Origin of the sequence: Sorangium sp. So ce145 (genome assembly GCF_051525985.1) — a bacterium.
GTDB lineage: Bacteria > Myxococcota_A > Polyangia > Polyangiales > Polyangiaceae > Sorangium > Sorangium cellulosum_B.
The window spans coordinates 12,651,811-12,676,477 of the sequence record NZ_CP150315.1 but is presented as its reverse complement, the minus strand read 5'-3'; the positions used below and the strand labels follow the sequence as shown (position 1 = coordinate 12,676,477).

Here is a 24,667-nt window from a genome sequence, read left to right as displayed (position 1 = left end):
GCACGCTCGGGCTCGGGGTCGCTTCCGGCGGATGCGGGACGCCAACGTCGTACTTTTGCCCCTGGGATGAGGATGAAGGACCCAAGGGAACGCCTTGTGAGGTGAACGAGCCCCCCGACGCCGGCGGCGCTGGCGGATGCGGCGGCGGCGACGATGGCGGCGATGACTGCGCGGCCGAGGACGACACGGACGTCGCCATCGCGTCCGATTTCGGCGACCTGATCCCGCCAGCAGAGGTCTGCGCAGGGCAGTGCGTACCGAAGGAGCCGCTCGGGTGGTCCGAGCCCGCGCTGCTCTGGATCGGCTCCCCCGACGGCGTGCCGAGCTGCCCTGCGACCGCGCCGATCGTCGGCTACGAGGGCTATGCAGATTTCGCGGCTCCGGCTCCGCACACGTGCCCCGTCTGCGCGTGCGACCCGCCAGAGGCGACGTGCGACGTGCCGACGGAATGGAAGGCCTACGCTGCCGGCTTCCCTTGCGGCGGCCCCGCGGCTCCGGCGACCTCGTTCGCTGCCACGGATGGGTGGGATGGGACCTGCACCTCGGTGAATGCCGTCGAGGCCGAACGGACCTGCGATGGCGCCCCATGCGTGCAGTCGCTCGCGATCCAGGCGCCTCGCGTCATTTCCGCAGGTTGCGCGCCGAGGATCGCGGAGGCGCCGGAGAACCTCGACGAGCCCGCCACGACTGGGAGCTTCACGATCGTCGCCCGGGCGTGTACCGGAAACGCGTACCCCCCGTGTGCAGATCCCGGCATGACCTGCACGCCGGCGCCGCCGATCGGCGACGCCGCGCCGCCGGAGGGATTCCTCACGTGCATCCACCACGAGGGCGAGCATGAGTGCCCTGCCACGTACCCGGACCGGCACGTCTTCTACGACGGCACCGAGGACACCCGCGGCTGCGCGCCTTGCGGCTGCACCGAGCCGACCGGAGCGATCTGCAGAGTTCTGGCCTCCGCGTTCAGTGACGAAGGGTGCTCGCAGCTCGTCGTGGCGGGTGTGGTGGGCACTGGCGACGCACCGTTCTGCGGTACCATCACGCCAGGCACGGCGCTCGGAAGCAAGTTGGTGAGCGTCGTGAACCTTCATCCCGGACAATGCGAACCGTTCGGCGGCGAGCCGGTCGGCAACATCGCGCCGACCGCGGCGGCGACGTTCTGCTGTCACCGCAGTTCTGTACCGGCCTGAGTCGGTGCTTCGTCCCGCATCGGGCGCAACAGCGGCCGCTCCAGGGGGTGACGGGCCGCAGGGGCGCCCCCGCGACCCCCACGCGCTGCACGCGCTCGCAATCGCCTCATGGGAACAGCTCCCTCGGGCGCGTCCGATGCTTTGCGAAACCGCACCCAGGTTCAGAAAAGAGCTATCAGGCGGAGCGCCACTGCCTGCGAGATAGGCGCCGTCTTCCACCCTGCTCCATAGGGCGATCGATGGACCGGTCGAACCGTGTTGATCAAGAGGTCGCCGGTGAGTTGCCCGGCCAGCCGGGCCGAAAGCGGCACCTCCAGCCCCGCACGAAGCCCGAGCGCTGCGTAGGGCAGCGCGAACTCTCTGCCGGTGCTCGCCCTGACCTGCCACACCCCGCCTGCCATGGCGAGGGCACAGCCGAAGAACCAATCCGTGTGGCCGCAGGGAACGAGCGAGCCGCTCAGCCCCGACACCTCAACGATCCGCCCGCGGTAGGGCTCGGCATCGATCGGAAGATCCCCGCGGGCCTCCAGCGAGAGCGAGAACCTCTCCCAGCGGGCGCCGGCAACCCCCGAGAACCCGACCGCCACCGACGGCGCCACGCCGGCGCCGAGCAGCACCCCGGCGCCCAGCTGGAGGCGCGGGCGATCCGGCGGCGGTCTCGGGCGCCGAACGGGTCGGGCTGGCGCCGCGACCGGGTCGGACGGCTTCGAGGCCGGCCCCCTGGGCGGCGCGCCCGGTGGGACGGGCGGAGCGACATCCCCCGGCGCCGGCGGGGGTGGCGGCCCTGAGGGCGGCGAGGTGGGAGCACTCCCCGGTGCAGGCCGTGGTGGCAGCAACGGGCGCATGACGGCGCTGAGGGCGAGGCCGATGTCCCCCACGAGCACGCCACAGATCGGGCTCGAGAGCTCCTGGCGGCCGAGCGCCCGGCCATCGCGGTCGTGAAGCGCGATCTCTCCCCGGAATGCCGGTCCCCTGCGCTGGACGACCACCTCGACGCGCCACGCGCCGTCGCGCACGAACGGGTCGACCCCGCCGAGCTGGCTCGCGACGATCTCCCGGAGGCTCGGCTCCTCGGGGCACCCCTCGGTGCCAGACCCCCGCGTGTAGGACAGGCGCGCGCCGCGCGGCGCCTCCTCCGCGAGCGCCACGGGCGCCGCCAGGAAGAGCGATGCAGCGAGCGGCAGCGCGGCGCGGTTCATCCTCCGGATCCGGTCTCGGGCGAGGAGCCGGCCGGAGATAAGCGGAGCTCCCTCATCCGTCGTCATCCCGTGCTATTTCCGGGAAGGTCCCCTGGATTGTTGCGAAATCGTGAGCCGGCGCCGAAAAAGAAGGCACGAGGTCTCCCGGCGACATTTCCCCCGAACCTGACGGAGATGTCACCTGGGATCGGGACTGGAGCGGCGTTGCGAGGTGGCCGGCGAACGGCGCCGTCGTCGCGCGATGGGTGGCATGGCGGGTCGCCTGCCGGCAGGCAATGCGGGAAGCAGCGCTATTCGATCGGCTCAGGCTCAGGCTCGGCCTTCTTCCTGGCGGCGGCGCGGGCCCGCTGGTCGGCGCGCCGCTCTTCCTCCGCCGCGTCCTCGTACGGCGAGAGCAGCCGGTCGCGGAGGAGCGCGTGTGTCTCGTCCTTGTCGTCGTCGTACTCGGCATGGACCTGGACCAGGAGCGTGCCATAGGCCTCGTGCCACGCCTCGACCGCCTTGACGGCCGGATCCGCGGCCTTCGCCTCCGTGACGCCGAGCTTCTTGCCGTACAGCTCCGTCCAGCGCTGGAGGCGGCCTACCTCGGCCGAGAGTCCGAGACGCTCGACCGCCGCCTTCACGTCCTTGCCCTCGAGTGCCTTGATCATCGCGCTCATGCGCACCCACTGCTGGGAATAGACGAGGCGGAGGAAGTCGGTGCCCGATGACAGCACCTCCGATCGCACCAGCTGCGCATCGCGACGGCGCGCCGCCTCGTCATCGGTCAGCGGCAGGATGTCGTCGTGATCGAACGTGCGCTCGATGCTGGCGAGCTGGCAGCTGAACCCTCCGATGCACCGGTCGGTGCCGCGATCGATCTCCACCATCGTGGCGTCGAGGCTCCCGAGCGCCTCCTCCCCTGCACAAGGTGAGCCCACGTCGTCGGAGCCCGCAAGGCGACGCGCGCTGTGATTGCCATCAAAAGCGATAGACGCCCTCGACGGCGATGCTGATGGAGATCCCAGACCAGGCGATACCTGGGATATACGCCACATGTACGGTGCCTCTGCCGCGAAGCCTGCTCTCCGGTGCCGGGGAGAGCGTCGCGCCCAGATGCAGGGCCGGCGCCAGGCCGTGCTCACGCTGGCACCACGTGTCGGCGCAGAGCGGCACGGCGAACACGTCGAGGCTCGGACCGAGCTCCAGCGTGAGCTCGCGGTGGTGGATCCCGAGCACGGCGGCGTTCACGTCGATGACGCCGATCCAGCGCAAATCCTTCAAATTGAAGAAGGAGATCGCATTGCGGTAATAAAGGCTGCCCCATTCGGCGAACCGCCAGCCGAGCGCTACGCTGGGCTGCAGGGTCATCCCTCCCGTGGCGCGACGCTCGCCCAGCGACGTGATGCCCACGCCGAGGCCCGCCTACGTGGATGAGCCGGTCGAGGCCGAGCGTTCGGGCGCGTTCGCGAGCGGGGGCTCATGAGTAGTCTTCGGTCGGGACGGGGGGTAAGCCGAGTTCTACCCGGATCGCGTCCCTGGCGTCACGAAGCTCGCGGGTGAGCTCATTCTCTGGTTCCGCATCCCTCAACCTCTCCAACGTCGCCTCCAACTCGTCTGGAAATTTCTCGTCCTCGAACGCCTTTCCGCCTTCCGTCATCCGCAGAATCGTTTCCCACTTGGCCTGACGCCACCGCTTCTGGGCTATCGACAAGTCGTAGGCGGTCCTCGCGCGTTCGTAACGCAGAACCACCTGTTCGCTCACGCCGAACTCCTCGGCGAGAGCGCGCCGCTCCTCCACCGACAAGCCACCAGAGTGCGTCTTGCGGGCTATGCGCCAGATGAGAAGGATGTCTTTCGTCCATTCAACGTTCATACCCGTAGCCCAGCCCACGCCTTGCGGCCAGCGAGAGGATGCCGGTCATCGCAGAGGAGCATCGTTGCAGTCCTCGGCGCCGTCCGGACAGTGGCCCGCCGGCGCCGGTGGCGGCGACATGAACCGTTTGTCGTCGCAGCGCACCCCCTCGGCCCAGACCCTCATCTTGAAGGCCAGGACATTCACCCCCCTGATCTGCTCGCTGATGGCCCTGGACAGCCGTCCGGCGAGATCGTTTCGGGCTGCTTCGCGGCGTGCGGCGCGGCGACGCGCCGCGATCTCCTCGTGGTCGACGACCTTGCCGTTGATGACGACCACCGATTCACGAGTGAACCATCGATCGAGTTGCTCGGTCTCCTCCCATGTCCCGCGCTCGGGCACCCCCTCGATCTCCCCTGCGTAAGGGGCCTCGATCACCCCGGCATCTGGGCCGACCGACTCGGGCCACGCTTGTCCTCGAACGGGCGCACTGTCCTCGGGGAGGACGCACACCAGCAGAGCGAGCAGGAACAACGAGACGTATCGTCGCATCACGCACCTCCGGCGCCAGAGACGCGCCAGATCGTCCACATCCCCGTCAACCCCGCTGAAGCCAGCCGGCGCAACCGCACACGCGCCCCTCTGGAGGCCGAGCAATCCGGCAGACTCGGCGCGCCCAGGATCCGTCCTTGTGGAATTTGCGGCTGCATCGGACGCCCCGCCTCGTGGGCCTTGCAGGTCGGTCCATCGGTGAGCGTCGCACGCGCTGCGCTCGTGGCCAGGCGGGTCGATGCCCTCCGCCATTGCGCCAGCCGGGCTGCCCGCCGCCTTGACTGCGTCGACAGCAAAAGGCGCTGAGCCGAGCATCCGACGCACCCATAACAAGGACGCCCCCCCACGGCACGCTACGACGGTACCTGCAGCGATCGCGCGGCGTCAACCTGCGTCGGGCACGGACCGGTGGCGTGGGGAAAGGTTCAGACCGGGAGGCAGGGTTGCCCCCGGACGGAATGGGAGCTCAGGTTGCATATGTCGTGGAGGACCAACGACGGAGGAGCACTGCACACAATCTTCTGAATCGTGCAAGCTTCGGTCCGTCGAGCGGCTCATGTTCAGGGATCAGGGAGGTAACGCGTCATAAGCGACGCGAACACGGTTCCCTTTCCTCTTGATGCTCAGGACTCGTATGGCGGAAATCTCGGACAGCGCTCGCACGTGGGTTCGACCGCAAGGTATCGGAGGGAAGTCCCCGATCTGGATCGCTCGCGAGCTGTACGGATCACCCGTCACCTTGACCTCGATGGGTTTCGAGAGGAGCTCTCCCAGGCGTGTCGAAAGCTCTATGGCAAGCCCATCAAAGCTGGAGGCTTCCGCCTGCCCCTCGAACTCGACACGCGCTTCTCCTGGCCACGGATGACCGGCCACGGCGGTCAACCCATGCTGAAGATTTTCCACCAGCCCGGCGATCAGGTGCCCGGACGAATGGTAGACCGAATTCAGCTTCCGCCAGGCGGAGTCGACTGCAAAGCCGTAGGTCCCTCCGACGGACAGGCCCGCGAGCGAGTCCACGAAGTGATCCACCATGCCGCCATGGTGAGCCACGTGCAGCACGCGAGCCGGACCCATGGCGCCTCGATCGGACCTTTGACCGCCTCCCTGAGGGTGGAACCAGGTCTCAGCCACTCGGACGACGGGGCTCTCACCTGCGATGAGCTCTGTCACGACAACGTTCCCTGTCGTATCGGCGCGATCTAGATAGACCCTTTTTGTACCCGACTCCATCTCCCCTGCACCTCGCCCCTCTTGGCGTCCTCTCCGCCATTTCCGGACCAGCCGCGAGCGTGCGGGCGGCACCCGCGCTAGGCTCGGCCGCCGCCCCGGGCAGCCACGCGGACAAGGAGACCCGAGCGCGAGCGAAGGATGCGTCGTCCCCGATCCCCCCTCTCCCCCCGATCCGTGCTCCCTGCCCTGCTCGTGCCGCTCGCCTGCGGCGCGGGCGCGTGCTCCGGCGGCTCCCTGCGGGACGCGCCCGCACAGACCGGCACCGCGGCGTACGCGCCCGGCACAAGCCCGGCCCCGGCCCCCGCCCCGGAGAGGGCGCCCTCGATCGGCGCCGCCGCGACCGCCCTGGCGGGCGTGGCTCCCCCCGGCCGCACGCCGCTCGGCACCGCGACGGTGCAGCCGCTCCCGTTCACGATCGAGCCGTCGCTCGATCGCCGCTCGGTGCTGCTCCTCTCCAAGCTGTCGTCCGATCGCGCCGGCTGGGTCAGGCGGCTCGACGCTGCCACCGGCGAGCTCGGACCGCCGCACCTGCTCCTCGACGAGGACCTCGCCGGCGCCCTCTCGTCCCCCGACGGGACCACCACGCTGCTCACATCGCAGGGCAGCGAGCTCTGCGTAACGGCCATCCTCCCCGGCGAGGCCTCGGCCGCGTCGCGCACGTGCGCCCCGATCCGCGCGCACGCCATGGCCGCCGTGGGCGAGCGCGTCGCGCTGCTCGAGCTCGCCGAGGCCGCGCCGCGCGGCGGCTCCGCGACGCCGGCGCAGCGCGGCGCGCGCGAGCGCTCCGCTGCGGCGAAGCCCGCGCGCAAGGCCCCCGGCCGCAAGGCGACGGTGGCGAAGCCGAAGCAGCCGGCAAAGGCCTCCGGCGCGAGCGGCAAGGCCACGCGGAAGAAGCGCGGCGAGCACCGCGGGCGCGACGGCCGGCCCACGAAGACCGCGCGCCCCGCGCCCCGGCCGAAGCGGCCGGACCCGCTGCCCGAGGTCGAGGTGCGGCTCCGCTGGGTCTCGCCGTCCGAAGGGATCGCGGCCACGTCGTCCCCCACCGGGCTGCGCTTCCGGCCGCCGCTCGACGGCATGGGGCTGATCGACGCAGGCGGGCGGCCAGGCGCGATCGATCTCTTATTTTACGCGGCGAGCTCGAAGAAGACGAGCACGTCATGGCTCGGGAGCGCGCAGATCGCCTTCGCCTCGCTCGGCGAGGACGGCAAGCTCGGTCCGGGCCGGCGCGCCGTCGTGGTCGAGGGCGACCTCGAGTACGGCGCGCTGCGCGGCCACCAGGATCCGCGCCTCGTGACCGCGAGCGCAGGCGCCGTGGTCGTCGACGTCACCGGCCGCAACGGGGCCTGCCAGGCGACGCGCGTCGCGCCCTCGCTCCAGCGGCTGGTCGCAGGCGCCGCGCCCAGGGCGGTCTGCGCCGTGGATCCGGCGCGCCTCGCGGACGCGACCCCGGTCACGCCGGCCGAGATCGGCGCGCTCGAGCGCATCGCCGCGAGCGGCGCCCGGCGCGCCGCGGGGCAGCCGGGGTACGATCCGGGGCTCGCCGCGTGGGCGGGAGATCGCGCGTACTTCCAGACGATCTCCGGCGGGCTCTTCTCGGCCTCGCGCGCCGACGGGCAGCCGCGCCGCGAGCCGGACCCGTTCCCGGCGCGGCGCGCGCGCATCGCGTGGGGCGCGCTCGCGACGGACGGCGAGGGGCTCGCCTTCGCCGCGGGGCAGCTCCACCGGCTCGACGCGCGCGCCCTGGTCACCGCGGCGGCGGCGCCGGAGAGCCCCGGCGCAGCGCAGGCAGGCGCCGCCGGCGGCGCGCCGGCCACGCCGATCGGCGAGCCGGAGCGCCCCACCGACAGGCGGCGCGCCGCGCGCATCGGGTCGTCCTGGTGGCTCGCGAGGACCGACGTGGGGCGGCTCCTGCCCGAGCCGCTCGTGGTGCCCGCGCTGCGGGGGCGCGCGCACGAGGACAGCACGGCGCTCGTCGGGGGCCGCGAGCGCGGGCTCTTCCTCGAGGTGCTCGGCGACAGGCTCCAGATCACCGGGATCGACGCCTCGGGCGCGCTCACCGGGCCCGGCGCCCAGGGCGGGCTCGCGCCCGTCGCGCCCGGCGCGCCCGACCCCGACGCAGGAGGCCGCGCGCCGCCCGCCCTCGCCATCGCGTCGCCGGTGCGCGCGGGGTTCGACGCATGCGAGCGCCGCGGCGGCGGGGCCATCGTCGCCGGCGTGAGCGCCGCGGATCCGCGCAAGGTCGTGGCGCTCTCGATCGACGCGCTCGGCCGGCCCGGCGCGGCGCGCGTGACGTCGCTGCCGATCGCCGAGGGCGACCTCGCGGTGCGGCTCGTCGCCCTGCCCGAGGGGGGCGCGCTGCTCAGCGACGCGGCCCGGCGCCACGTGGTGTGGCTGGACGACGAAGGCGCCGAGCTCGCGTCGCAGCCCTGGCCAGCCGACGACACCGGCGCGCTCTGCGTCGACGGGCAGCCCGCGCGGCGCGCGGTCCCGGCCCCGGCGCCCGGCGCCTTCGTGACCGTCCCGGAGCTCGCGGCGCCCGGCGCGTGCGTGGTGGGCGATGCGGTCTGGGCCTCCGACGGCAGCCTGCGGTGGTTCGGGAGCGCCGTGAGCGGCCTCGACGCGCAGGCCGAAGCCGGCGTCGCTCGCCCCGCGCTGCCCGCGAGCGCGGGCGCGGCGCGCCCGGCCGCAGGAGAGCCCGCGGAGGCGCCCGCCGCCGCGCTGCCGGGCGCGCCCGCGTGCCCGGCGGACATGGTGGCCATCGACGGTGGCCGCTTCTGCGTCGATCGCTTCGAGGCGATGCTCGTCGACGGCGCCACCGGACAGGCGCTCTCGCCCGACTACCCGTCAACGCCGAACCTGCTCGAGCTCACCCTCGCCGACTGGTCGACCGGCCTGCGGCGGATCGGCGACGTCCACGCGCGCGCGTTCCCCCTGCCCCTGCTCGCCCCATGGCAGCGCGGCCGGGCGATCGCCGCCCTGGCCCGCTCGCGGTCCGGGGTGCGGCCGAGCGGCTACGTGACCGGCCTCGTGGCCGAGAGCGCCTGCGCCGCGGCCGGCAAGCGGCTCTGCTCGGTCGAGGAGTTCGTCACGGCGTGCCGCGGCGAGGACGACACGCTGTACCCGTACGGCGACACGTTCGAGGAGGGCGCGTGCAACGTCTACCGGCCGGCGCACCCCGCCGCGCTACTCCACGGCAATGCGTCGATTGGCCACCTGGATCCCCGGCTGAACCGCGTGCGCAGCGCCCGCGAGCCGCTGCTCCGGGAGACGGGCGGGAGCCCGCGGTGCAGGAGCCGCTGGGGCAGCGACGCGGTCTACGATCTCGTGGGCAACCTCGATGAGTGGGTGAACGAGCCGGGCGGAGCGTTCGCCGGCGGCTTCTACGCGCGCTCGACCCGCGCGGGCTGCGAGGCGCTGATCACGGCCCACCCGAGGAGCTACCTCGATTACTCGACCGGCGTGCGGTGCTGCCAGGACGGGCCCTCGCCCCCGGCGACGGACGCGCCGCCGGGCGCCCCGGCCGCTCCCGGCGGCTCAGAGCCGCGGCCGCCCGGGCATCTGCCGTAACATCCCGGTCACGGCGAAGGCGGCGGCGATCACGAGGAGCACGGGGGTCCACGGGTGCACGGCCAGCACACCGACCATGGCGAGCAGCCAGGTCAGCAGCGAGACCAGCACCACGCTCCAGAGCACCACATCGGTCCAGCTTCTCATTCGTGCCCCTTTCGGTGACGGTCCGTCCGGGGACGAGGCGAACGGCGTGCCACCCCATCGCTGATGCGCGGCCGCGCGTGCTACGTTGGGCCGCGATGAGCGCGTCATCCTCCGCAATGGAAAGCGATCTGGAAAACCCGACGGAAGAGCACCGGATGCTGCGGCAGATGGTGCGGGATTTCGCCCGTGAGGTCGTCGAGCCGCAGGCCGACGAGCACGACCGGAGCGCCACCCTGAACGTTCCCCTGATGCGGCGGCTCGGCGAGCTCGGCCTGCTCGGCGTGACCGTGCCCTCGGAGCACGGGGGCGCGGGCATGGACGCGGTCGCCGCGGTGATCGTCCACCACGAGCTCGCGAAGAGCGATCCCGGGTTCACGCTCGCGTATCTCGCCCACGCGATGTTGTTCGTGAACAACTTCTTCCACGCCGGCAATGACGAGCAGCGCGCGCGGTACCTGCCGAAGGTGCTGTCCGGCGAGTGGATCGGCGCGATGGGCATGACCGAGCCGACGAGCGGGACAGACGTCCTCGGCATGAAGACGTTCGCCCGGCGCGACGGGGATCGGTACATCCTGAAGGGGCGCAAGGCGCTCATCACGAACGCCCCGGAGGCCCAGATCTTCCTGGTCTACGCGACCATCGAGGGCCGGGTCACGACCTTCGTGGTGGAGCGGGGGTTCCCCGGGTTCTCGACCGACGAGAAGACCCCGAAGATGGGAATGCGGGGGAGCACGATGAGCGAGCTCCTCTTCGACGACTGCGTCGTGCCCGCCTGGAACGTCCTCGGCCAGGAGGGGGGCGGCATCCGCAACATGATGAGAAACCTGGAGCTGGAGCGCCTCACGCTCGCGGCCATGAGCCTGGGTATCGCGGACCGCTGTCTGGAGATCATGATCCAGTACGCCGGAGAGCGGAGGAGCTTCGGCAAGCCCATCGCCGAGCACGGGCAGATCCAGCGCTACATCGCGGAGAGCTACGCCAAGACCGAGGCGGCGCGCGCCCTCATCTACGCGGTCGCGCGCAACGTCAGCCCCGAGCGGAGAAACCGGCTCGGGACCGACGCGGCGAAGCTCTTCGCGGCGCCGGTGGGCAAGGAGGTGGCCGACAACGCCATGCAGGTGCTCGGCGGCTGGGGCTACTGCACCGAGTACAAGGTGGAGCGGTTCTTCCGCGACGCCAAGCTGCTCGAGATCGGCGGCGGCACGCTCGAGTCGCACCAGAAGAACATCACGCGCGAGCTCATCGGCCGCATCAGCTGACGCTGCCCGGCCGCGCCGATAGGCTCGCTTGATCCCGGCGCGGGTGTGTCGGCGACGGATCTCACGGTACACCCGAGCTCGCACCGGCCATCACGGTGTGTCGTGGCGGTGAGGGGCTGTCACGCCTCGGTCGCGAAAAGTCAGCGCTGGGTTTGCGGTCCGGCCATCGATACGCCACGCGATTCGATCAGCATGGCCATCCATGGATTGGGGAGATCTGGCGACGGTCGCGCCGACGGCGCTGTCATCCATCATCTACGCGACGATCCAAACCTCCTTCCTCTGGAGGATCGCGCGGCACCGGCTCGTTGCGCCGGTCCAAGCGTCGCGACCGTGCGGGGCGACCCCGTTCGTCAGCATCCTCAAGCCCGTCGCGGGCGTCGACGACGGGCTCGCCGACAACCTCGAATCCTTCGCCCGGCTCGATTACCCCTGTTACGAGATCGTCTTCGGCGTGGCCTCGCGAGAAGACCGCGCGGTGCCGGTGATCCAGGCCTTCATCGCGGCGCACCCCGAGCTGAAGGCGCGGCTCTGCCTGACGGATCCGAGCGAGGCGTTGAACCCGAAGGTGGCGCAGCTCCTCGAGCTCGAGCGCAGGGCCGAGGGCAGCGTCCTCGTCATCTCGGACGCGAACGTGTGTGTCCGCCCAGACTACCTCCGCTCGCTGCTGTCGATCTTGATGCGGCCGGGCGTGGGGCTCGTCTCGAGCGTCGTCGTGGGCACGGGGGAGCGGACGCTCGGCGCGGTGGTCGAGAACGCGCAGCTCGGGGCGTTCATCGCGCCCGGGGTCGTCGCCGCCGCCGAGCTCGCGGGGCGGTCGATCAGCGTGGGCAAATCGATGGCGATGCGGCGGGTCGATCTCGCGCGGGTGGGAGGGTTCGAGAGCGTGGCCCACGTGCTGGCGGAGGACGACATGCTCGGACAGCGCTTCAGCGCGTGCGGGTTCGTCGTCGATCTCTGCCTGGATCCGATCGAGAACCGCAACACGAGCTGCTCTCTCACGCGCATGCTGGATCGGCACACCCGCTGGGCGAAGATGCGGCGCACGCTCGTTCCGCGCTGCTTCGCGGCGGAGCCGTTCAACTCGCCGCTGCTCATCGCGTGGCTCACGTTGCTGCTCAGCCCGACGGGCCTCGCGCTGGAGATGTGGCTGTTCGCCTGGACGCTCCAGAGCCTGGGGACCTTCCTGGCCCTGAAGATGCTGCGCCCGGCGCGCTCCAACCTGGCGCTGGTGGCGGCGGAGCCGCTCCGGACGCTGTGCTGGTTCTTCTGCTGGCTGAACGCCTATTCGAACCGGCGGGTCTCCTGGCGAGGCAACGCGTTCCACATCGGGCCCGGGACGGCGCTGGTGGCCGCGGAGGAGCCGTCGTCCTTGCGATCGCCCGCCAGGTAGCGGGGGCGCGGGGTCCCGGGCTGCTCCCCGGGCGCGCGCGCGGCGAGGCGGGGCCGGAGCAGCGAGGAGCGCCGGCTCTCAGACGTGGACCGAGGCGACGCCGATGACGGCGCCGGCCAGGATGAGCCAGAGCGAGCTCACGCGGTACCGGATCAGCAGGAGCGCTGCCGCGATGGCCAGAGCGCCCGTGAGCCAATCGACCACCGCCGCGCGGGCGAGGTGGAACGAGACGACCGCCATCAGGGCGAGCGACGCCGCGTTCACGCCGTCGAGGAAGGCCGAGGCCACGGGGGAACGGCGGACGCGGGGGATCAGGGGTCCGCTCAGCGCGACGAAGAAGAACGCAGGAACGAAGATGCCCGCCGTGGCGACCAGCGCGCCCGGGACGCGGCCCAGGAGATAACCGATGAAGGTGGCCGCCGTGAAGACGGGGCCGGGCGTCACCTGGCCGACCGCCACCGCGTCGAGCAGCTGGGCCTCCGTCATCCACCGGTATCGCTCGACCAGATCCGCGCGGAGGAACGCGAGCAGCACATAACCACTCCCGAAGAGGACCGAGCCCACCTTGACGAAGAACAGGAACAGCGGCAGGAGCCCGAACGGCACGCCCACCGCCGCGGCCGTCGCGGCGGCGCCGCTGGCGAGCGGGACGGCCAGCGGGACGGCGACGGCGGCCGCGCCGGGAGGCGGACCCGCGGGGCGCCCGGCCGCGAGCCGGTGCGACACGGCGAGCACGCCCGCGCCGGCCAGGACCGCGAGTTCGTGGATGCCGAAGAGGCTCGCGCCCGCGCAGAGCGCCGCGAGGCCGAGCGAGCGCCGCGAGCGCAGCCCGGCGCGGCCGAGACCCCAGAGCGCCTGGGCCACGACCGCGATGATCACCGGCTTCACCCCGTAGAGGAGCGCCGACATCTCCGGCACCGCGCCGAACCGGACATAGGCCCACGCGAACCCGAGCGTGATGAGCGCCGCCGGCACGATGAAGCACCCCCCGGCCACCAGCAGGCCCGCCCAGCCGGCCCGGCGATGCCCGATGTGGATCGCGAGCTCGGTCGAGCTGGGTCCCGGGATGAGGTTCGTGGCGCCATAGAGATCGAGGAAGTCCTCGCGCGTCATCCAGCCGCGCCGGCGGACCACCTCGTCCTCCATCATGGCGACATGGGCCGCGGGGCCGCCGAAGGCCGTGGCGCCCAGCCGGAAGAAGAGCCGCGCGAGCTCCCAGAGCGCCGCGCCGGGGGTCTCCCCGGACGTCGGCGCCCTCTCGATGCCAGAGTCTTTGCTCATGATACGTGCCGCGTGAACCAGCGCTCGCCGGGCCTCCAGGGAGCCGCGAGCGCCGGAGGCTCATCAGTCGATGGGGGGCACCGGGATCTCCGGCGGGACGAGGAAGAAGACCTTGCGGGTGCTGAGCGTGGTCACGCTGTCGCCGGTGACGACGATGTTCGCCGTGAACACCTGCGGCTCCGTCGTCGGAGGCACCGAGACGTTGGTCTTCGGGATCACGTCGAAGCAGAGCGTGGGCCCGGGGAACACGTTGGTATAGGTATCCGCGACGCCATCGACGTTCTTGTCGATGACCCTGAAGCCGGCGGCGCAGGGCTCAGGAGCGCTGTTGTTCGCGATGATCCTGTCGATGAACGCGCTCGCGGCGTCGACCGCGTCGGTCTCGTCCGCCACCGCCGCCGCCGAGACGTCGAGCGTGACATAGGTCGTGAGCACCTTGATCGCCTGCACGACGGCCAGGTTCAGCCCGTCTCCGCTGCTGGCGACCCGGAACACGAGCGGGCACTTGCCGCTCTCCATCGTCACGCCGCTCCCGTTCTCGCCGACGCAGCACTGTCCCACCGCGCACCGCGGCGGGCGCATGCCCTCCGGCCCCCACGCCGCCGGCGGGACCACCGAGCCCGTCGCCACGGCGCCGGCCGTCAGGTCGGCTTGCGCCTCGGCCGAGCTGGAGGCGACCATGCCGATGAGCCGGCCTCCCACGCGGGTCACCGCCTGCAGGGCCTGCGAATGGGTCGGCGACTCCACCCTGGACCTTGTGTAGTTGTGCTGCACGAACGTCCCGTTGTGGCTCGGCGTGTCGGTGATCATCACCACGATGGGCAGCGAGCCGAAGCGGAAGCCCACGCCACCGATGGTCCCGACCGTCTCGCCCGCCGGAATCCTGCCCGGCGGAGCGCTCAGCGGATCGAAACTGGGCACGTCGGCGCCGCCCTTGCTCGTGCCCGCCCCGGTCGCGACCTGATAAAGAGCCTCCCAGCCGCTCTCCGGGGGATCGCCGCCGGCCTCGGCCTTGAGGTAGTTCACCGCGTCCTGCACCGACTCGCGCCCCGCCGGCGTGAGGACGCTCATCACCCGGTGCTCCAGGTAGAACGGCTGGTCGTTGGGGCCCCCGTAGGCGTCGATCGGGAAGTCCTTGTACTGAGTCACCCCGATGCCGATGTTCGGGATCTCCTTGGCGAGCTGATTGATCATCTCCTGGAGCGCGCCCTTCAGATGATTGATCTGGCCGCTCATGGTCGCGGTGGTATCCATCGCGAACACCACGTCGGCCTGCGAGATGTTGGTCGAGAAATCCAGCGTGTCCTGCGCGGGATCCGGGCGGCTCTGATAAGGCACGATGAACACGAAATCCCCGCTGGCCCGCGGGTTGTCCAGGTCGTCGTTCGGGTCCGTGCCGGCGGCCTGCTCGATGAGATCGTTCACGCCGTCCTCGTCCGTGTCCTCGCTCGCGGTGCTGGACTCGCCCGGGTCGAGCACGCCGTCGCAATTGAGGTCCTCGAGCTCGTCGAGCAGGCTGTCGTTGTCGCTGTCCAGATCGAGGAAATCGCCCCCGCCGTCCATGTCGCTGTCCCTGGGCGGCTCCTCGGGATCGCCGTCGCCGCGCTCGATCGAATCGGGCCGGCAGTCACCGTCCGAGTCGAGATCTCGAAACGCCGGGATCCCGTCGCCGTCGGCGTCGAACTCTCTCTCGAACCGATCCAGGATCCCGTCGCCGTCGGAGTCCCTGTCACGGAAATCAGGCCACCTGTCGCCGTCGGTGTTCACCGGATCGAGCGGGTCCGGCCCGAGCTCGACCACATCCAGCAGGCCATCGCCGTCATCGTCGGGATCCACGTAATCGGCGACGCCATCGCGATCGCGGTCGCCGTCGCCGTCGTCCTCGTCGGGTAGCCCGTTGTTGTCGGAGTCCTCGTCGCGGTAATCCGGCACGCCGTCGCCGTCGCTGTCACGCGGCTCCGCTTCCCCTGGGAAGGGAGCGCCCTCGAGCTTGTCGGACAGCCCGTCGCCGTCGGAGTCGGTGTCCTCGAAATCCGGCTGACCGTCGCGATCCGTGTCGACCCCCTCGTCGCGCCCTTCGACCGCATCGCTGATCCCATCACCATCCGTGTCCACGCTCGGCAGCTCCGCCGGCTTATCGTGGGACGGCGGCCTGTTCGCCGACGTGGCGTCGCAGCCGATCGGCACGGAGAGCAAGAGGCAGCAGAGCAGAGGGTGAAGGCTGCGACGCATAGGAGCTCCCGCGCGGATGTGGGCGCGAAATCCTAGACGCTCCACGCAATCCGGATCAACCGACATTCCATGATGCGCCGGGGCTCTCCGCCCGTCATCGACCGCAGACGGATTGTCGCGCGCGGCCGCCGCGGAGGCTCGACCGCTGCGCCGGGTCAGGGGAGCTTCAGCCGAGGCAGCGCGACGGGGATCGACTCTGCCGGCGCCCTCTCCCGGTAAGGGCAGTGGCGGCACTTGGAGTTACAGCAGTATCCCCGCTTCAGGTGATACGCCTCTGTAAAAACCACCCGGCCTCCCTCGAGGTAATAGTCTTCGCCTTCGACGGCCCTGGGAGGCTTCGGCCCGCTCATCTACCCTCGATCAAGCTACTCCGAAAGGCGCACCGGCGCCATCCGGCGCGCGGGCGGCTGGATGGCGCGCCGGCTCCACGACGCCCGCCTGCCGCCCGTGCTACGCCTGCGCCGCCCGCCGCACACCGGTGCGCCGCCGGGTCCGCCCGCGATGCCCGATCGATCCTGCTCGAAGCTCCTCCGCGCCCTGCTCCCGCTCCTCGCCGCCGCCGGCTGCGATGGCTGCCCGAGCTCCAGGCCCTACACGCCCTACACGCTCGGCTCGGCGGCGCCCTCCGGCTCCCCGCCCCCGCTGAGCGGGGTCGGCCCTGGCGCGGCGACCGCCGTCCCCGAGGCCGACGCCGGCGCTCCGGACGCCGCCGCGCCTCGGTTCGCGGTCGTGCCGAGCGTCCCGGCGCCCGAGGGCGGCAAGCAGTGGCCCCTCGAGGGCGGCGCCGTGGCCGCGGCGCCGACCGGGCGCACGTTCGAGACCGGGCTACTCCTCGACGCCGACGGGGACGGCGCGCGCGATCTCGTCGCCTGGGCGCGGTCGCCCGACGGCCTGCGCGGCGAGCTCCTGCTCGCGCCCGCCGCGCGGCCGCAGGCGCTGCGCACGCTCGCCGCGCTCCCCGGCGATCTCGACGCGCAGGGGTGCACCCCGCGCGTCGGCCTCAGCCAGATCGGCCCCTCCGCGCTCGCCTTCGATTTCGCCCCGCAGTGCGGCGGCGCTCACCGCGGCGCCGCGGGTACGGGCCCGACGCGCTGGATCGCCGTGATCCGCCTCCCCGGGCCCGCCGCGGGCGCGCCGCCGGAGCTCGCCCTGGAGCTCCGCCTCCGCGCGCCGCCCGCGGAGGAAGCGCTCTCCGCCTCCCTCGAGGTCGCCGACCGCGACGCGGACGGCCGCGACGACCTCATCGTCTCGGTCGGCCTCTCGGGCGCCCTGCGCCCGTTCCCTGCCCCGGCGGGCGCCGCGTCCGAGGTCCGCGCCCCGCTCGTCTTCCTGGATCGCCCCGCCGGCCTCTCGCGCGACGCGGCCCAGCCCGGCGAGGCGCTGCGCGCCCTCGCCGCCTCCCTGCTCCGGGACGCGCGTGGCAAGTCGACGGCGCCGGCCGTGGCCGCCTCCGCCCAGCGGCTGCGCCGGCTCCACGCCGCCCTCTGCGCCGACGCCGAAAGCGGCGCCGGAGCGACCACAGGCCGCGACGCCGCGCGCGCCGGCGAGGCGCTCGTCTGGACGGGCGCTGGCCCGGTGCGCTGCGGCGAGCCGGGGCTCGCGGCCGCCATCGGCCACGCGGAGGCGGTCGCGGCGTCCACGCGGGGCGCGCCGATCGCGGCCATCGCGGCGCTCGACCGGGGCGGCGCCGAGGCGCGCACCAAGGAGGACGGCAAGCTCCTCGCGAAGCTCGCGCCGCCGGCGACCGCCGCCGCCGTGTACCGCACCGCCGCTGCCCCGCAGCCGACCAGGACCGGCGGCTTCGGCCCGCTCGCGTTCGAGGCGAGCGGCGCCCTGCTCGTCAGGACCGCGCAGGGCGTGGTCCGCGTCGACCCGGCCACGTCCACCGAGTCCGCGACGGACATCCCCCCCTGGCCCGCCGCCGTCCACGCCGGGCCCGCGGAGCTCGTCGCCGTCGAGCGGCGCTGCGACGCGCCCACCTTGCTCGCGCTCTTCCGCAGCTCGCCCGATGCCGTCGGCGAGATGGAGGTCCCGCTCCCGCTGCTCCGCGGCCAGGGGCCTCGCGCCCGGCCCGGCGCGGCCGCGCCCGAGCGCTGCGCCGGGACGGAGCGCCTGCCGTTCGTTCCGCTCGCCGCGTCCGAGCGCGGCTTCGACATCGCCCTCGGCGCCGCGCTGATCTCGATCGACCTGCGGGCGGCCGCGCCGGCCTCGTCCGCGCTGTCGTTCCCGCTCACGACGCCCGCGCCTCAGGGCGCGGCGCGGTCGCCGGACGGCGCCACGCTGGCGATCCCCGCCGCCGGCGGGCTCCTCGTGGCGACCGCGGGCGGCGCCGCGCGCCTCTGGACGGGCGGCGACCTCGCGCAGGCGACGGCGTGCGCGCCGGCCAACGGAGGCGCCCGCGTCGCGTGCGTCGCCGGCGCGGCCGCCGTGATCTTCGAGGCGAAGTGACCTCCGCCGGCGCTCGGACCCCGGAGGTCAGCCGGGGATCACCTGTTGACGCGCTCCAGGTACTTGCCGTCGGTCGTGTCGATCTTGATCCACTCGCCCTCCTTCACGAAGAGCGGGACGTTGACGGTCGCGCCGGTCGACACCGTGGCGGGCTTGGTGGCGCCGCTCGCCGTGTCGCCCTTGACGCCCGGCTCGCTGCTCACGATCTGGAGCACCACGTGCGGGGGCATGCTGACGCCGATCGGCAGCCCGTTGAACAGGGTCACGTCGATCGACATCCCGTCGCTCAGCCACTTGGAGTCATCGCCGATCTTGTCGCCCGGGACCGTGAGCTGCTCGCCGGTCGCCGGGTCCATGAAAACGAAGTCGGTGCCCTCCGGATAGATGTACTGGAGGCTGCGCTCCTCCACGTCCGCTGGCTCCAGCTTCTCGCCCGATTTGTACGTGCGCTCGAGCACCGCGCCCGTCGCCATGTTCCGGATCTTGACGCGGGTGAACGCCTGCCCCTTTCCCGGCTTGACGAACTGGAAGTCGATGACCGAGTAGGGCTGGCCGTCGACCATAAACTTGAGGCCTTTTCGGATGTCGCTTGTGTCCATGGGGAGAGCTTCCTGGTAGCGTAAGGGCGGCCTGTCGGCGAGGCCGGGGATCCGCGTCCGCGGCACCCTGGCGCGGCTCGGGGGTCCGCGCTCGCGGCCCCTTCCACGGGTCGGGGGTCCGCGAACGCGGCCTCCGTCTACTACAGGTCGGGGGTTCGCGTTCGCGGCCCCCTTAGCACGAGCACGGCCTCCTGCACAGGCCACGGTTTCAGGACCTGAAAATGCACGACTTCGACGACGAGCTCAGGGAGATCAAGCGTGAGATCGTGGAATCCCGTGGGCTCATCATCAAGACGAACAACCTCACGAACGCCCTCGCCGCGGATCTGAAGAGCATCTCCAAGCGCCAGATGGCGTACGAGCGGCGCGCCTTCTGGAACAGCGCGAGCGCGAACCTGCTCTTCGTGATCGTGGTGATCGGCGTGGTCAAGCTCGCCTGGGACGCACGCGTGGACGCCGTCCAGGCCGAGACCAAGGGCGCGCGCGACCGCATCGCGAAGCACGAGGCGGATCTCAAGGAGATGCAGCAGCGGAGCGACGCGCGCGCCAAGGCCGAGAGCGACGCCGCGGCGTTCTACGAGCTCATCCGTGCCGAGCGGCGACAGGAGGTGATCGAGGGCTTCGAGGCGCTGCGCAAGGCGCCGCTCACCCGGGCCGAGCTCGCGTTCTTCTCGGACTCGGTCGACAAGTCGCGCTCGGAGCTCTCGATCAAATCGTACCAGACGGGCCTCGATCACATGCGGACGGGCCGCTGGCACGAGGCCGCTGTCGCCTTCGAGGACGCCATCCGGCAGAAGGAGACGGCGTCGCACACCCCGTCGGCCCGCCTCAACCTGGCGCGCGCCTACCGCAGGCTGAACCGGCAGCGCGACGCGATTCCGCTGCTCATGACGCTCTCCGAGGCGTCGCCCGATCGGGAGGTCATGGATGACGCGACCTTCCTCCTCGCCGAGTGCCTCCTCGACATCCAGGCCTGGAACGACGCGAAGACGACGCTGCGGTCGTTCATCCGCCGCTTCCCGGACAGCGCGTACATCAACGACGCGCGCCTCGCGCTGGCCGACGTCTCGCTCCGGCACTGACGCGCGCCGCCACGACCGGCCAGCGCCCCCTCACGCGGCGCCGCGGCGGCGGGACGACGTCAGGACCCGCGCCGCACGTCGATCCGGCGCGGCTCGTCCTTCTTCTTGAACCAGCTGGATCGGAGCTGCCGGCGGAAGCCTGACGCGAACAGGCAGTCGCGGAACGCGTTCTGCTCGAAGGTCACCGCGCTGTGCGCGAGCGGGACCTGGATGAAGATGGCGCGGCCGTCCAGGAGCTGCTTGCGCGTGAGCTCGCCCGGGCGGCGCTCGTGCAGGCAGGCGACGCCCTGCGCCTCGAGCGCGCGCTCGAGCTCGAGGTTGAGCCGCCGCACGTCGCCCGCGACGAAGTGGCTGATGAGCTTGTGCCTGTCCCGCCCCGTTCGGCCCTTCCGCTCGAGCACCCAGTCGCGGAACGCGTCGACCTCGCCGTACAGCGCGTCGAACAGGTACACCTCGTTCACCTCGCAGCCGCCGTGGCGCAGGCACGCGGCCGCGACGCGGTATCCGCCCGAGTGCGCCGACAGGCAGAGCCTCCCGAGCCTCGCCTTCCGCGGGATGGCGCGATCGCCGAGCGCCCGCCGCGCCGAGGGGCTCGCGAGCACCGACGCGAGCTCGCCGCACAGCCGCCGGAGGCCGCCCTTCTGCCCCAGCTTGCCCGGGGGCGACTCCGCCGCGTTCACCGCGCACTGCGGCACCACGAGCACCGCGTTCTGCTTGCTCTCGTGGAGCTGCTCGCGGAGCTTGTGCGCCGCGATGGCCCGCTCCGCGGTCGTGACGTGGCCGTGGAAGTGGATCACGAGGTCGAGCTCATCGCTCTCCGGCGCGCGGTAATGGGCCGGCACGAAGACCATCGCCGTGGCGTCCTGGTAGGGCGCCCCGTCGCAGGGAAACGGCGCGTTCGACAGCTCGATCTTGAGCGTCACGCCGATGTCCGACGCCTCGACGGCCCTCACCCTGGAGGCCGCCCTGGCGAGCGCCGGCGCCGGCGCCCAGAGCCCCGGCGCGGCCAGGGCGCCGCCCGCCACGCCGAGCGCACGAAGAAAGGCCCGGCGGCCGAGCGCCGGCGTTGCGATTCGGGACATCTGGCGACCTCGTCCCGCGCCTATCACCGGCGCTCGACCCCGGCAAAAAAACCGAACCACCGAACCGCCGCCGAGCGGCGGTCACCCGCTGCTCAGCTTTGACTTACGGCGGCGGAGCTCACCTGCGCGAGCAGGTCCTGGATGCGCCGGACGAGCTTCGCCGGCTCCTGGACCACGCCCTCGACGAGGAGGGCCTGGTCCAGGAGCAGCTCGGACCACTGCTTCACCCGCTCCGAGCCGGGCTCGCGCCCCGCCAGGATGTTGAGGTTCTTCACCACCGGGTGGCCCGGGTTGAGCTCCAGGATCCGCTTGGATTCCCCGGTATTCTGGTCGATGAGCTTCATGATCCGCTCGAAGTTCGCCCCTGGGTCCCCCTCGGCGGCGACGAGGCAGCTCGCGCTGTCGGTCAGGCGCCGTGAGACGCGCACGTCCTTCACCCGCTCGCCCAGCGCCGCCTTGACCGCCGCCACGGCCGCGTCCACCGACGCCTCCGGCTCGTCCTTCTTCTCCGGCTCGGCGCCGAGGTCGACGTCGCCGTGCATCACGCTCTTGAGGCGGCGCTTGTCGAACTCGTTCAGCGACTGCACGAACCACTCGTCGACCGGATCCACGAGGAACAGCACGTCGTAGCCGCGCTTCCGGAACGCCTCGAGGTGCGGGCTCTGCTCGACCGCGTGGCGGCCGAGCCCCGTCACGTAATAGATCTCCTTCTGCGCCTCCGGCATCTTCGCCACGTAGTCGCGGAGCGAGATGACCTTGCCGGCCTCCGTGTTCATCGACTCGAACCGGCAGAGCTCGGCGATCGCGTCCTTGTTCTTCCAGTCGTTGGTGACCCCCTCCTTGATGACCCGGCCGAACTCCTTCCAGAAGGCCGCGTAGCGCTCGGGCTCCGACTCGGAGAGGTCCCTGAGCGACTTGAGCACCTGCTTGACGATCTGCTGCTCGATCTGGGAGAGCGTGCGGTTCTCCTGGAGCATCTCGCGAGAGACGTTCAGCGAGAGGTCCTCGGAGTCGACGACGCCGCGCAGGAAGCGCAGGTACATCGGCGTCAGCTTGTCGCAGTCCTCGACGATGAGGACCCGCTTCGCGTAGAGGCGCACGCCCCTGCGGTCCTTGTGGAACATGTCCGCCGGCGCCTTCTCGGGCACGTAGAGCAGGGCGTGGAACTGCACGGGCGCGTCGATCGACAGGTGCACGGTGAGCAGCGGCTTCTCCCCCTCGTAGCCGCCGGTCACGTGCCGGAAGAACTCCGCGTGCTGCTCCTCGGTGATCTGCGACTTGGGCAGCGTCCAGAGCGCGGCCGAGCGGTTCGCGACCTCGTCGTTCACCTTGATGGGGAAATGAACGAAATCCGAGTACTTGCGGATGATCTCCTTGATCCGCCACACCTTCGTGTACTCGCGCGCGTCGTCCTTGAGGTGGAGGACGATCTTCGTGCCCGGGTGCTCGCGATCGCCGGGGGCCACGGTGAAGGAGCCCGCGCCGGACGAGCGCCACAGGACGGGCTCCGCGCCCGGCAGCATGGAGCGGGTCTGCACGTCGACGCGCGAGGCGACCATGAACGCGGCGTAGAAGCCGACGCCGAACTGGCCGATGAGCTGGAGCTTGCCGCCGTCCTTCTTCTGCTTGGCGGCCTCGGCGTTGGCCTTCAGGAACTCCAGCGACCCCGAGCGGGCGATGGTGCCGAGGTTCTGCACCACCTCGTCCCGGGTCATCCCGATGCCGTTGTCCTCGATGGTGAGGGTCCGGGCGGCGTCGTCGAGCGTGATGAGGATCGCGGGCTCGCCGGCTTGTTCAGCGACGCCTTCGCGCGTGAGGGCCAGGAAGCGGGCTTTGTCGAGCGCGTCCGACGCGTTCGAGATGAGCTCGCGGAGGAAGACCTCCTGGTTTGCGTAGAGCGAGTTGATGACCAGCGCGAGGACCTGCTGCACCTCGGCCTGGAAGGGGAGCTCGACCGCGCCGGCGGCCTTGGCCTCCTCGGACGGGGTCGACGCGGGCGTCTCCGGGCCCGGAGCCGCACCCGAAGGCTCGGCAGAGGGCGTGGAACCGCTGGTTTCGGGGTTCGGGCTTTCCGTGTTCATGTCGGCGACCAAATGGATCCGATTTTCGAAAGGGCAATCCCCCGGCGCGCGCGGAGCGCCACGGGGCGCCCCCAAGACGCGCCGCGGTGTGTCGCCTCGCTCCGGGCGCGCTCCGCGGCCAGCTCGCGGCCCCGCCGCCGCGGCGCCCCCTGCCGAGGTGAGGGGCTCACCAGGCCGCGGGGCGAAGCCTGCGTCGAGGTCGGGATCTGCGCGCCGGGTCGTCACGTTCAGGTCGCTGTGCGCGATCCCCGCATCCTTGCCCGGCTTTTCCAGTGGGTAAGGGTTTCTTCATCAGGTCGCCGGAGCTAGATTCACCGGCGTTGCACCCTCGCCGTCGTGGAGATCTGTTGTGGTAGCACTTCTCCGTGCAGTACTCCGTGTTCTCCCGGCAATCGGCGTGCTGGCCGGGGTGCTGGCGCTCGCGGGGTGCGGCGATCGGGGCAAGACGGCGGATCGGGACGTGAAGCGTCCGCCTGCCGTGCTCCAGTTCGACGGCTATGTCTACGTCCCGACCGGGACGAGCGATTTCAAGATCCTCGAGCGCGTGCGGACGCAGACGCGATCGGTGTTCACGGGGCTGCGGAAGTCCCGGGTGATGGTGAGCCGGCGCGAGGTCCAGGGCGCGACCACGGACAGCTTCGCCAAGGAGGCCGTGACCGTCGTCGATGCCGCGGGGCGCCGCACCCTCGCGCTCCGCGTGCGGTACCGCTTCGTGGCCCGGCCGGAGGTCGCGAACGGCATCGACGATCGCAAGGAGCTCCCGCTCGCGCTCCTGCACCGGGAGGACGACGACGCCGCGGAGCGCATCCACGAGGAGTGCACGCCGCCCCAGGAGCGGAGGAAGGGGGGCGCCAGCGCCGTGGGCCTCGACTTCGATCCGTCCCTTCCGAGCTGCAAGGCCGCGATGGCCGCGGAGCAGGCGGCGATCGACGCGGCGCGCGCGAAGGTGCCCGAGCTCGCGGGCGGGCCGCCGGCCTCCGCCAAGGACACCGTGGTCCCGCTCGAGGAGACGCGGCGCCTGTACATCCCGACCCTGGTGACCGTCGAGCTCCGCGATCGGAAGCCCGGCGAGGTCGCGCCGCGCTTCGTCCCGGTGGATCGACCGGAGAACGACGACGCGCGGGTCGCGACCGCGGAGCCGGGCGGCGCCGAGCACCCCGAGGGGCTCGAGCCGGCGGCGGTGCTCATCGACCCGGATCTCAGGACGGAGCGGACGCCCGAGGAGAAGGCGATCGCCGAGGGGACCCTGCTGCCGAAGATGCCCGCGGCCGGCGGCACGGGCGCCGTGAGCGGCGGGAGGCGGATCGAGGTCGTGAGCCCCGCGGTGGCGCAGGCGCAGCAGCGCAAGGTGGAGGCCGCGACCGCGAACGAGCGCTTCGAGATCCCGTTCGAGACCCTGACCGACCCGAAGTTCCTGGTGGTCTGGCTGAGCCTGCTGATGGCGTATCCCATCCTCCGGGGCGATCCTCGGAAGAAGCGCTGACGCGCGCC

20 protein-coding genes are annotated in these 24,667 nt (G+C 71.7%); 7 read left to right on the top strand and 13 right to left on the bottom strand.

The features are described 5' to 3' along the window. Nucleotides 1-101 precede the first annotated feature (101 nt). Entirely contained in the window at nt 102-1,190 is a 1,089-nt protein-coding gene (locus tag WMF34_RS47230) for a hypothetical protein (RefSeq protein WP_044967505.1), read from the top strand. Nucleotides 1,191-1,351: 161 nt separating this feature from the next. On the opposite strand, the gene WMF34_RS47225 is transcribed toward WMF34_RS47230, so the two are convergent. From WMF34_RS47225 to WMF34_RS47200, 6 genes are all read right to left on the bottom strand, one after another. Beyond that, nucleotides 1,352-2,389 carry a hypothetical protein gene (locus WMF34_RS47225; RefSeq protein WP_437991930.1) on the bottom strand — a complete coding sequence of 346 codons (1,038 nt, stop codon included), beginning with the start codon at nt 2,387-2,389 and terminating at the stop codon, nt 1,352-1,354. 290 nt (nt 2,390-2,679) lie between these two features. Further along, the gene (locus tag WMF34_RS47220; RefSeq protein WP_437991929.1) at nt 2,680-3,309 is read right to left on the bottom strand and encodes a phosphoenolpyruvate--protein phosphotransferase; all 630 of its coding nucleotides are present in this window, start codon (nt 3,307-3,309) and stop codon (nt 2,680-2,682) included. Nucleotides 3,310-3,349: 40 nt separating this feature from the next. Continuing rightward, nucleotides 3,350-3,781, bottom strand: a complete 432-nt coding sequence (locus tag WMF34_RS47215) for a hypothetical protein (RefSeq protein ID WP_437991928.1) — start codon at nt 3,779-3,781, stop codon at nt 3,350-3,352. A gap of 67 nt (nt 3,782-3,848) precedes the next feature. After that, nucleotides 3,849-4,244, bottom strand: a complete 396-nt coding sequence (locus WMF34_RS47210; RefSeq protein WP_044967497.1) for a hypothetical protein — start codon at nt 4,242-4,244, stop codon at nt 3,849-3,851. Nucleotides 4,245-4,289: 45 nt separating this feature from the next. Continuing rightward, complete coding sequence (locus WMF34_RS47205) at nt 4,290-4,814, bottom strand: hypothetical protein (protein ID WP_231864621.1); 525 nt, start codon at nt 4,812-4,814, stop codon at nt 4,290-4,292. A 528-nt stretch (nt 4,815-5,342) separates the two neighbouring features. Next, nucleotides 5,343-5,807, bottom strand: coding sequence for an alanyl-tRNA editing protein (locus tag WMF34_RS47200; protein WP_437991927.1), 465 nt, complete (start codon nt 5,805-5,807; stop codon nt 5,343-5,345). Nucleotides 5,808-6,179: 372 nt separating this feature from the next. Here WMF34_RS47200 and WMF34_RS47195 point away from each other — a divergent pair, with 372 nt between their 5' ends. Next, nucleotides 6,180-9,572: a hypothetical protein gene (locus WMF34_RS47195; protein WP_437991926.1), complete on the top strand. Its 3,393-nt coding sequence runs from the start codon at nt 6,180-6,182 to the stop codon at nt 9,570-9,572. Here the strand turns inward: WMF34_RS47195 and WMF34_RS47190 are convergent. Then, nucleotides 9,540-9,719, bottom strand: a complete 180-nt coding sequence (locus tag WMF34_RS47190; protein ID WP_012241848.1) for a hypothetical protein — start codon at nt 9,717-9,719, stop codon at nt 9,540-9,542. The two genes, WMF34_RS47195 and WMF34_RS47190, sit on opposite strands and share 33 nt — an antisense overlap. 116 nt (nt 9,720-9,835) lie before the next feature. Between WMF34_RS47190 and WMF34_RS47185 the strand changes: the two genes are divergently transcribed. Both WMF34_RS47185 and WMF34_RS47180 read left to right on the top strand, forming a co-directional pair. Next, nucleotides 9,836-10,978, top strand: coding sequence for an acyl-CoA dehydrogenase family protein (locus WMF34_RS47185; RefSeq protein WP_157907405.1), 1,143 nt, complete (start codon nt 9,836-9,838; stop codon nt 10,976-10,978). A gap of 202 nt (nt 10,979-11,180) precedes the next feature. Further along, nucleotides 11,181-12,371 carry a glycosyltransferase gene (locus WMF34_RS47180; RefSeq protein WP_012241846.1) on the top strand — a complete coding sequence of 397 codons (1,191 nt, stop codon included), beginning with the start codon at nt 11,181-11,183 and terminating at the stop codon, nt 12,369-12,371. A 78-nt stretch (nt 12,372-12,449) separates the two neighbouring features. Here WMF34_RS47180 and chrA read toward each other — a convergent pair whose 3' ends face one another. The 3 genes from chrA to WMF34_RS47165 all read right to left on the bottom strand — a co-directional run bounded on the left by chrA (nt 12,450) and on the right by WMF34_RS47165 (nt 16,234). Further along, complete coding sequence (gene chrA, locus WMF34_RS47175) at nt 12,450-13,652, bottom strand: chromate efflux transporter (protein WP_437991925.1); 1,203 nt, start codon at nt 13,650-13,652, stop codon at nt 12,450-12,452. Between the two features lie 63 nt (nt 13,653-13,715). Beyond that, nucleotides 13,716-15,884 carry a VWA domain-containing protein gene (locus tag WMF34_RS47170; RefSeq protein ID WP_012241844.1) on the bottom strand — a complete coding sequence of 723 codons (2,169 nt, stop codon included), beginning with the start codon at nt 15,882-15,884 and terminating at the stop codon, nt 13,716-13,718. Between the two features lie 155 nt (nt 15,885-16,039). Beyond that, nucleotides 16,040-16,234: a DUF5522 domain-containing protein gene (locus tag WMF34_RS47165; protein WP_080599224.1), complete on the bottom strand. Its 195-nt coding sequence runs from the start codon at nt 16,232-16,234 to the stop codon at nt 16,040-16,042. 151 nt (nt 16,235-16,385) lie between these two features. On the opposite strand from WMF34_RS47165, the gene WMF34_RS47160 reads away from it, so the two are divergent. After that, a complete protein-coding gene (locus WMF34_RS47160; protein ID WP_437991924.1) occupies nt 16,386-18,332 on the top strand; it encodes a hypothetical protein in 1,947 nt (648 codons plus the stop codon). Nucleotides 18,333-18,370: 38 nt separating this feature from the next. Here WMF34_RS47160 and efp read toward each other — a convergent pair whose 3' ends face one another. Continuing rightward, nucleotides 18,371-18,931 carry an elongation factor P gene (gene efp / locus WMF34_RS47155; protein ID WP_012241842.1) on the bottom strand — a complete coding sequence of 187 codons (561 nt, stop codon included), beginning with the start codon at nt 18,929-18,931 and terminating at the stop codon, nt 18,371-18,373. Nucleotides 18,932-19,152: 221 nt separating this feature from the next. Between efp and WMF34_RS47150 the strand changes: the two genes are divergently transcribed. Then, entirely contained in the window at nt 19,153-20,013 is an 861-nt protein-coding gene (locus WMF34_RS47150) for a tetratricopeptide repeat protein (RefSeq protein ID WP_012241841.1), read from the top strand. Between the two features lie 59 nt (nt 20,014-20,072). Here WMF34_RS47150 and WMF34_RS47145 read toward each other — a convergent pair whose 3' ends face one another. Both WMF34_RS47145 and htpG read right to left on the bottom strand, forming a co-directional pair. Continuing rightward, on the bottom strand, nt 20,073-21,095 hold the full coding sequence (locus WMF34_RS47145) for a hypothetical protein (protein WP_012241840.1): 1,023 nt from the start codon (nt 21,093-21,095) through the stop codon (nt 20,073-20,075). A 92-nt stretch (nt 21,096-21,187) separates the two neighbouring features. Further along, a complete protein-coding gene (htpG, locus tag WMF34_RS47140) occupies nt 21,188-23,176 on the bottom strand; it encodes a molecular chaperone HtpG (RefSeq protein WP_437991923.1) in 1,989 nt (662 codons plus the stop codon). Nucleotides 23,177-23,636: 460 nt separating this feature from the next. Here htpG and WMF34_RS47135 point away from each other — a divergent pair, with 460 nt between their 5' ends. Next, nucleotides 23,637-24,659, top strand: a complete 1,023-nt coding sequence (locus WMF34_RS47135; RefSeq protein ID WP_231864619.1) for a hypothetical protein — start codon at nt 23,637-23,639, stop codon at nt 24,657-24,659. Nucleotides 24,660-24,667 lie beyond the last annotated feature (8 nt).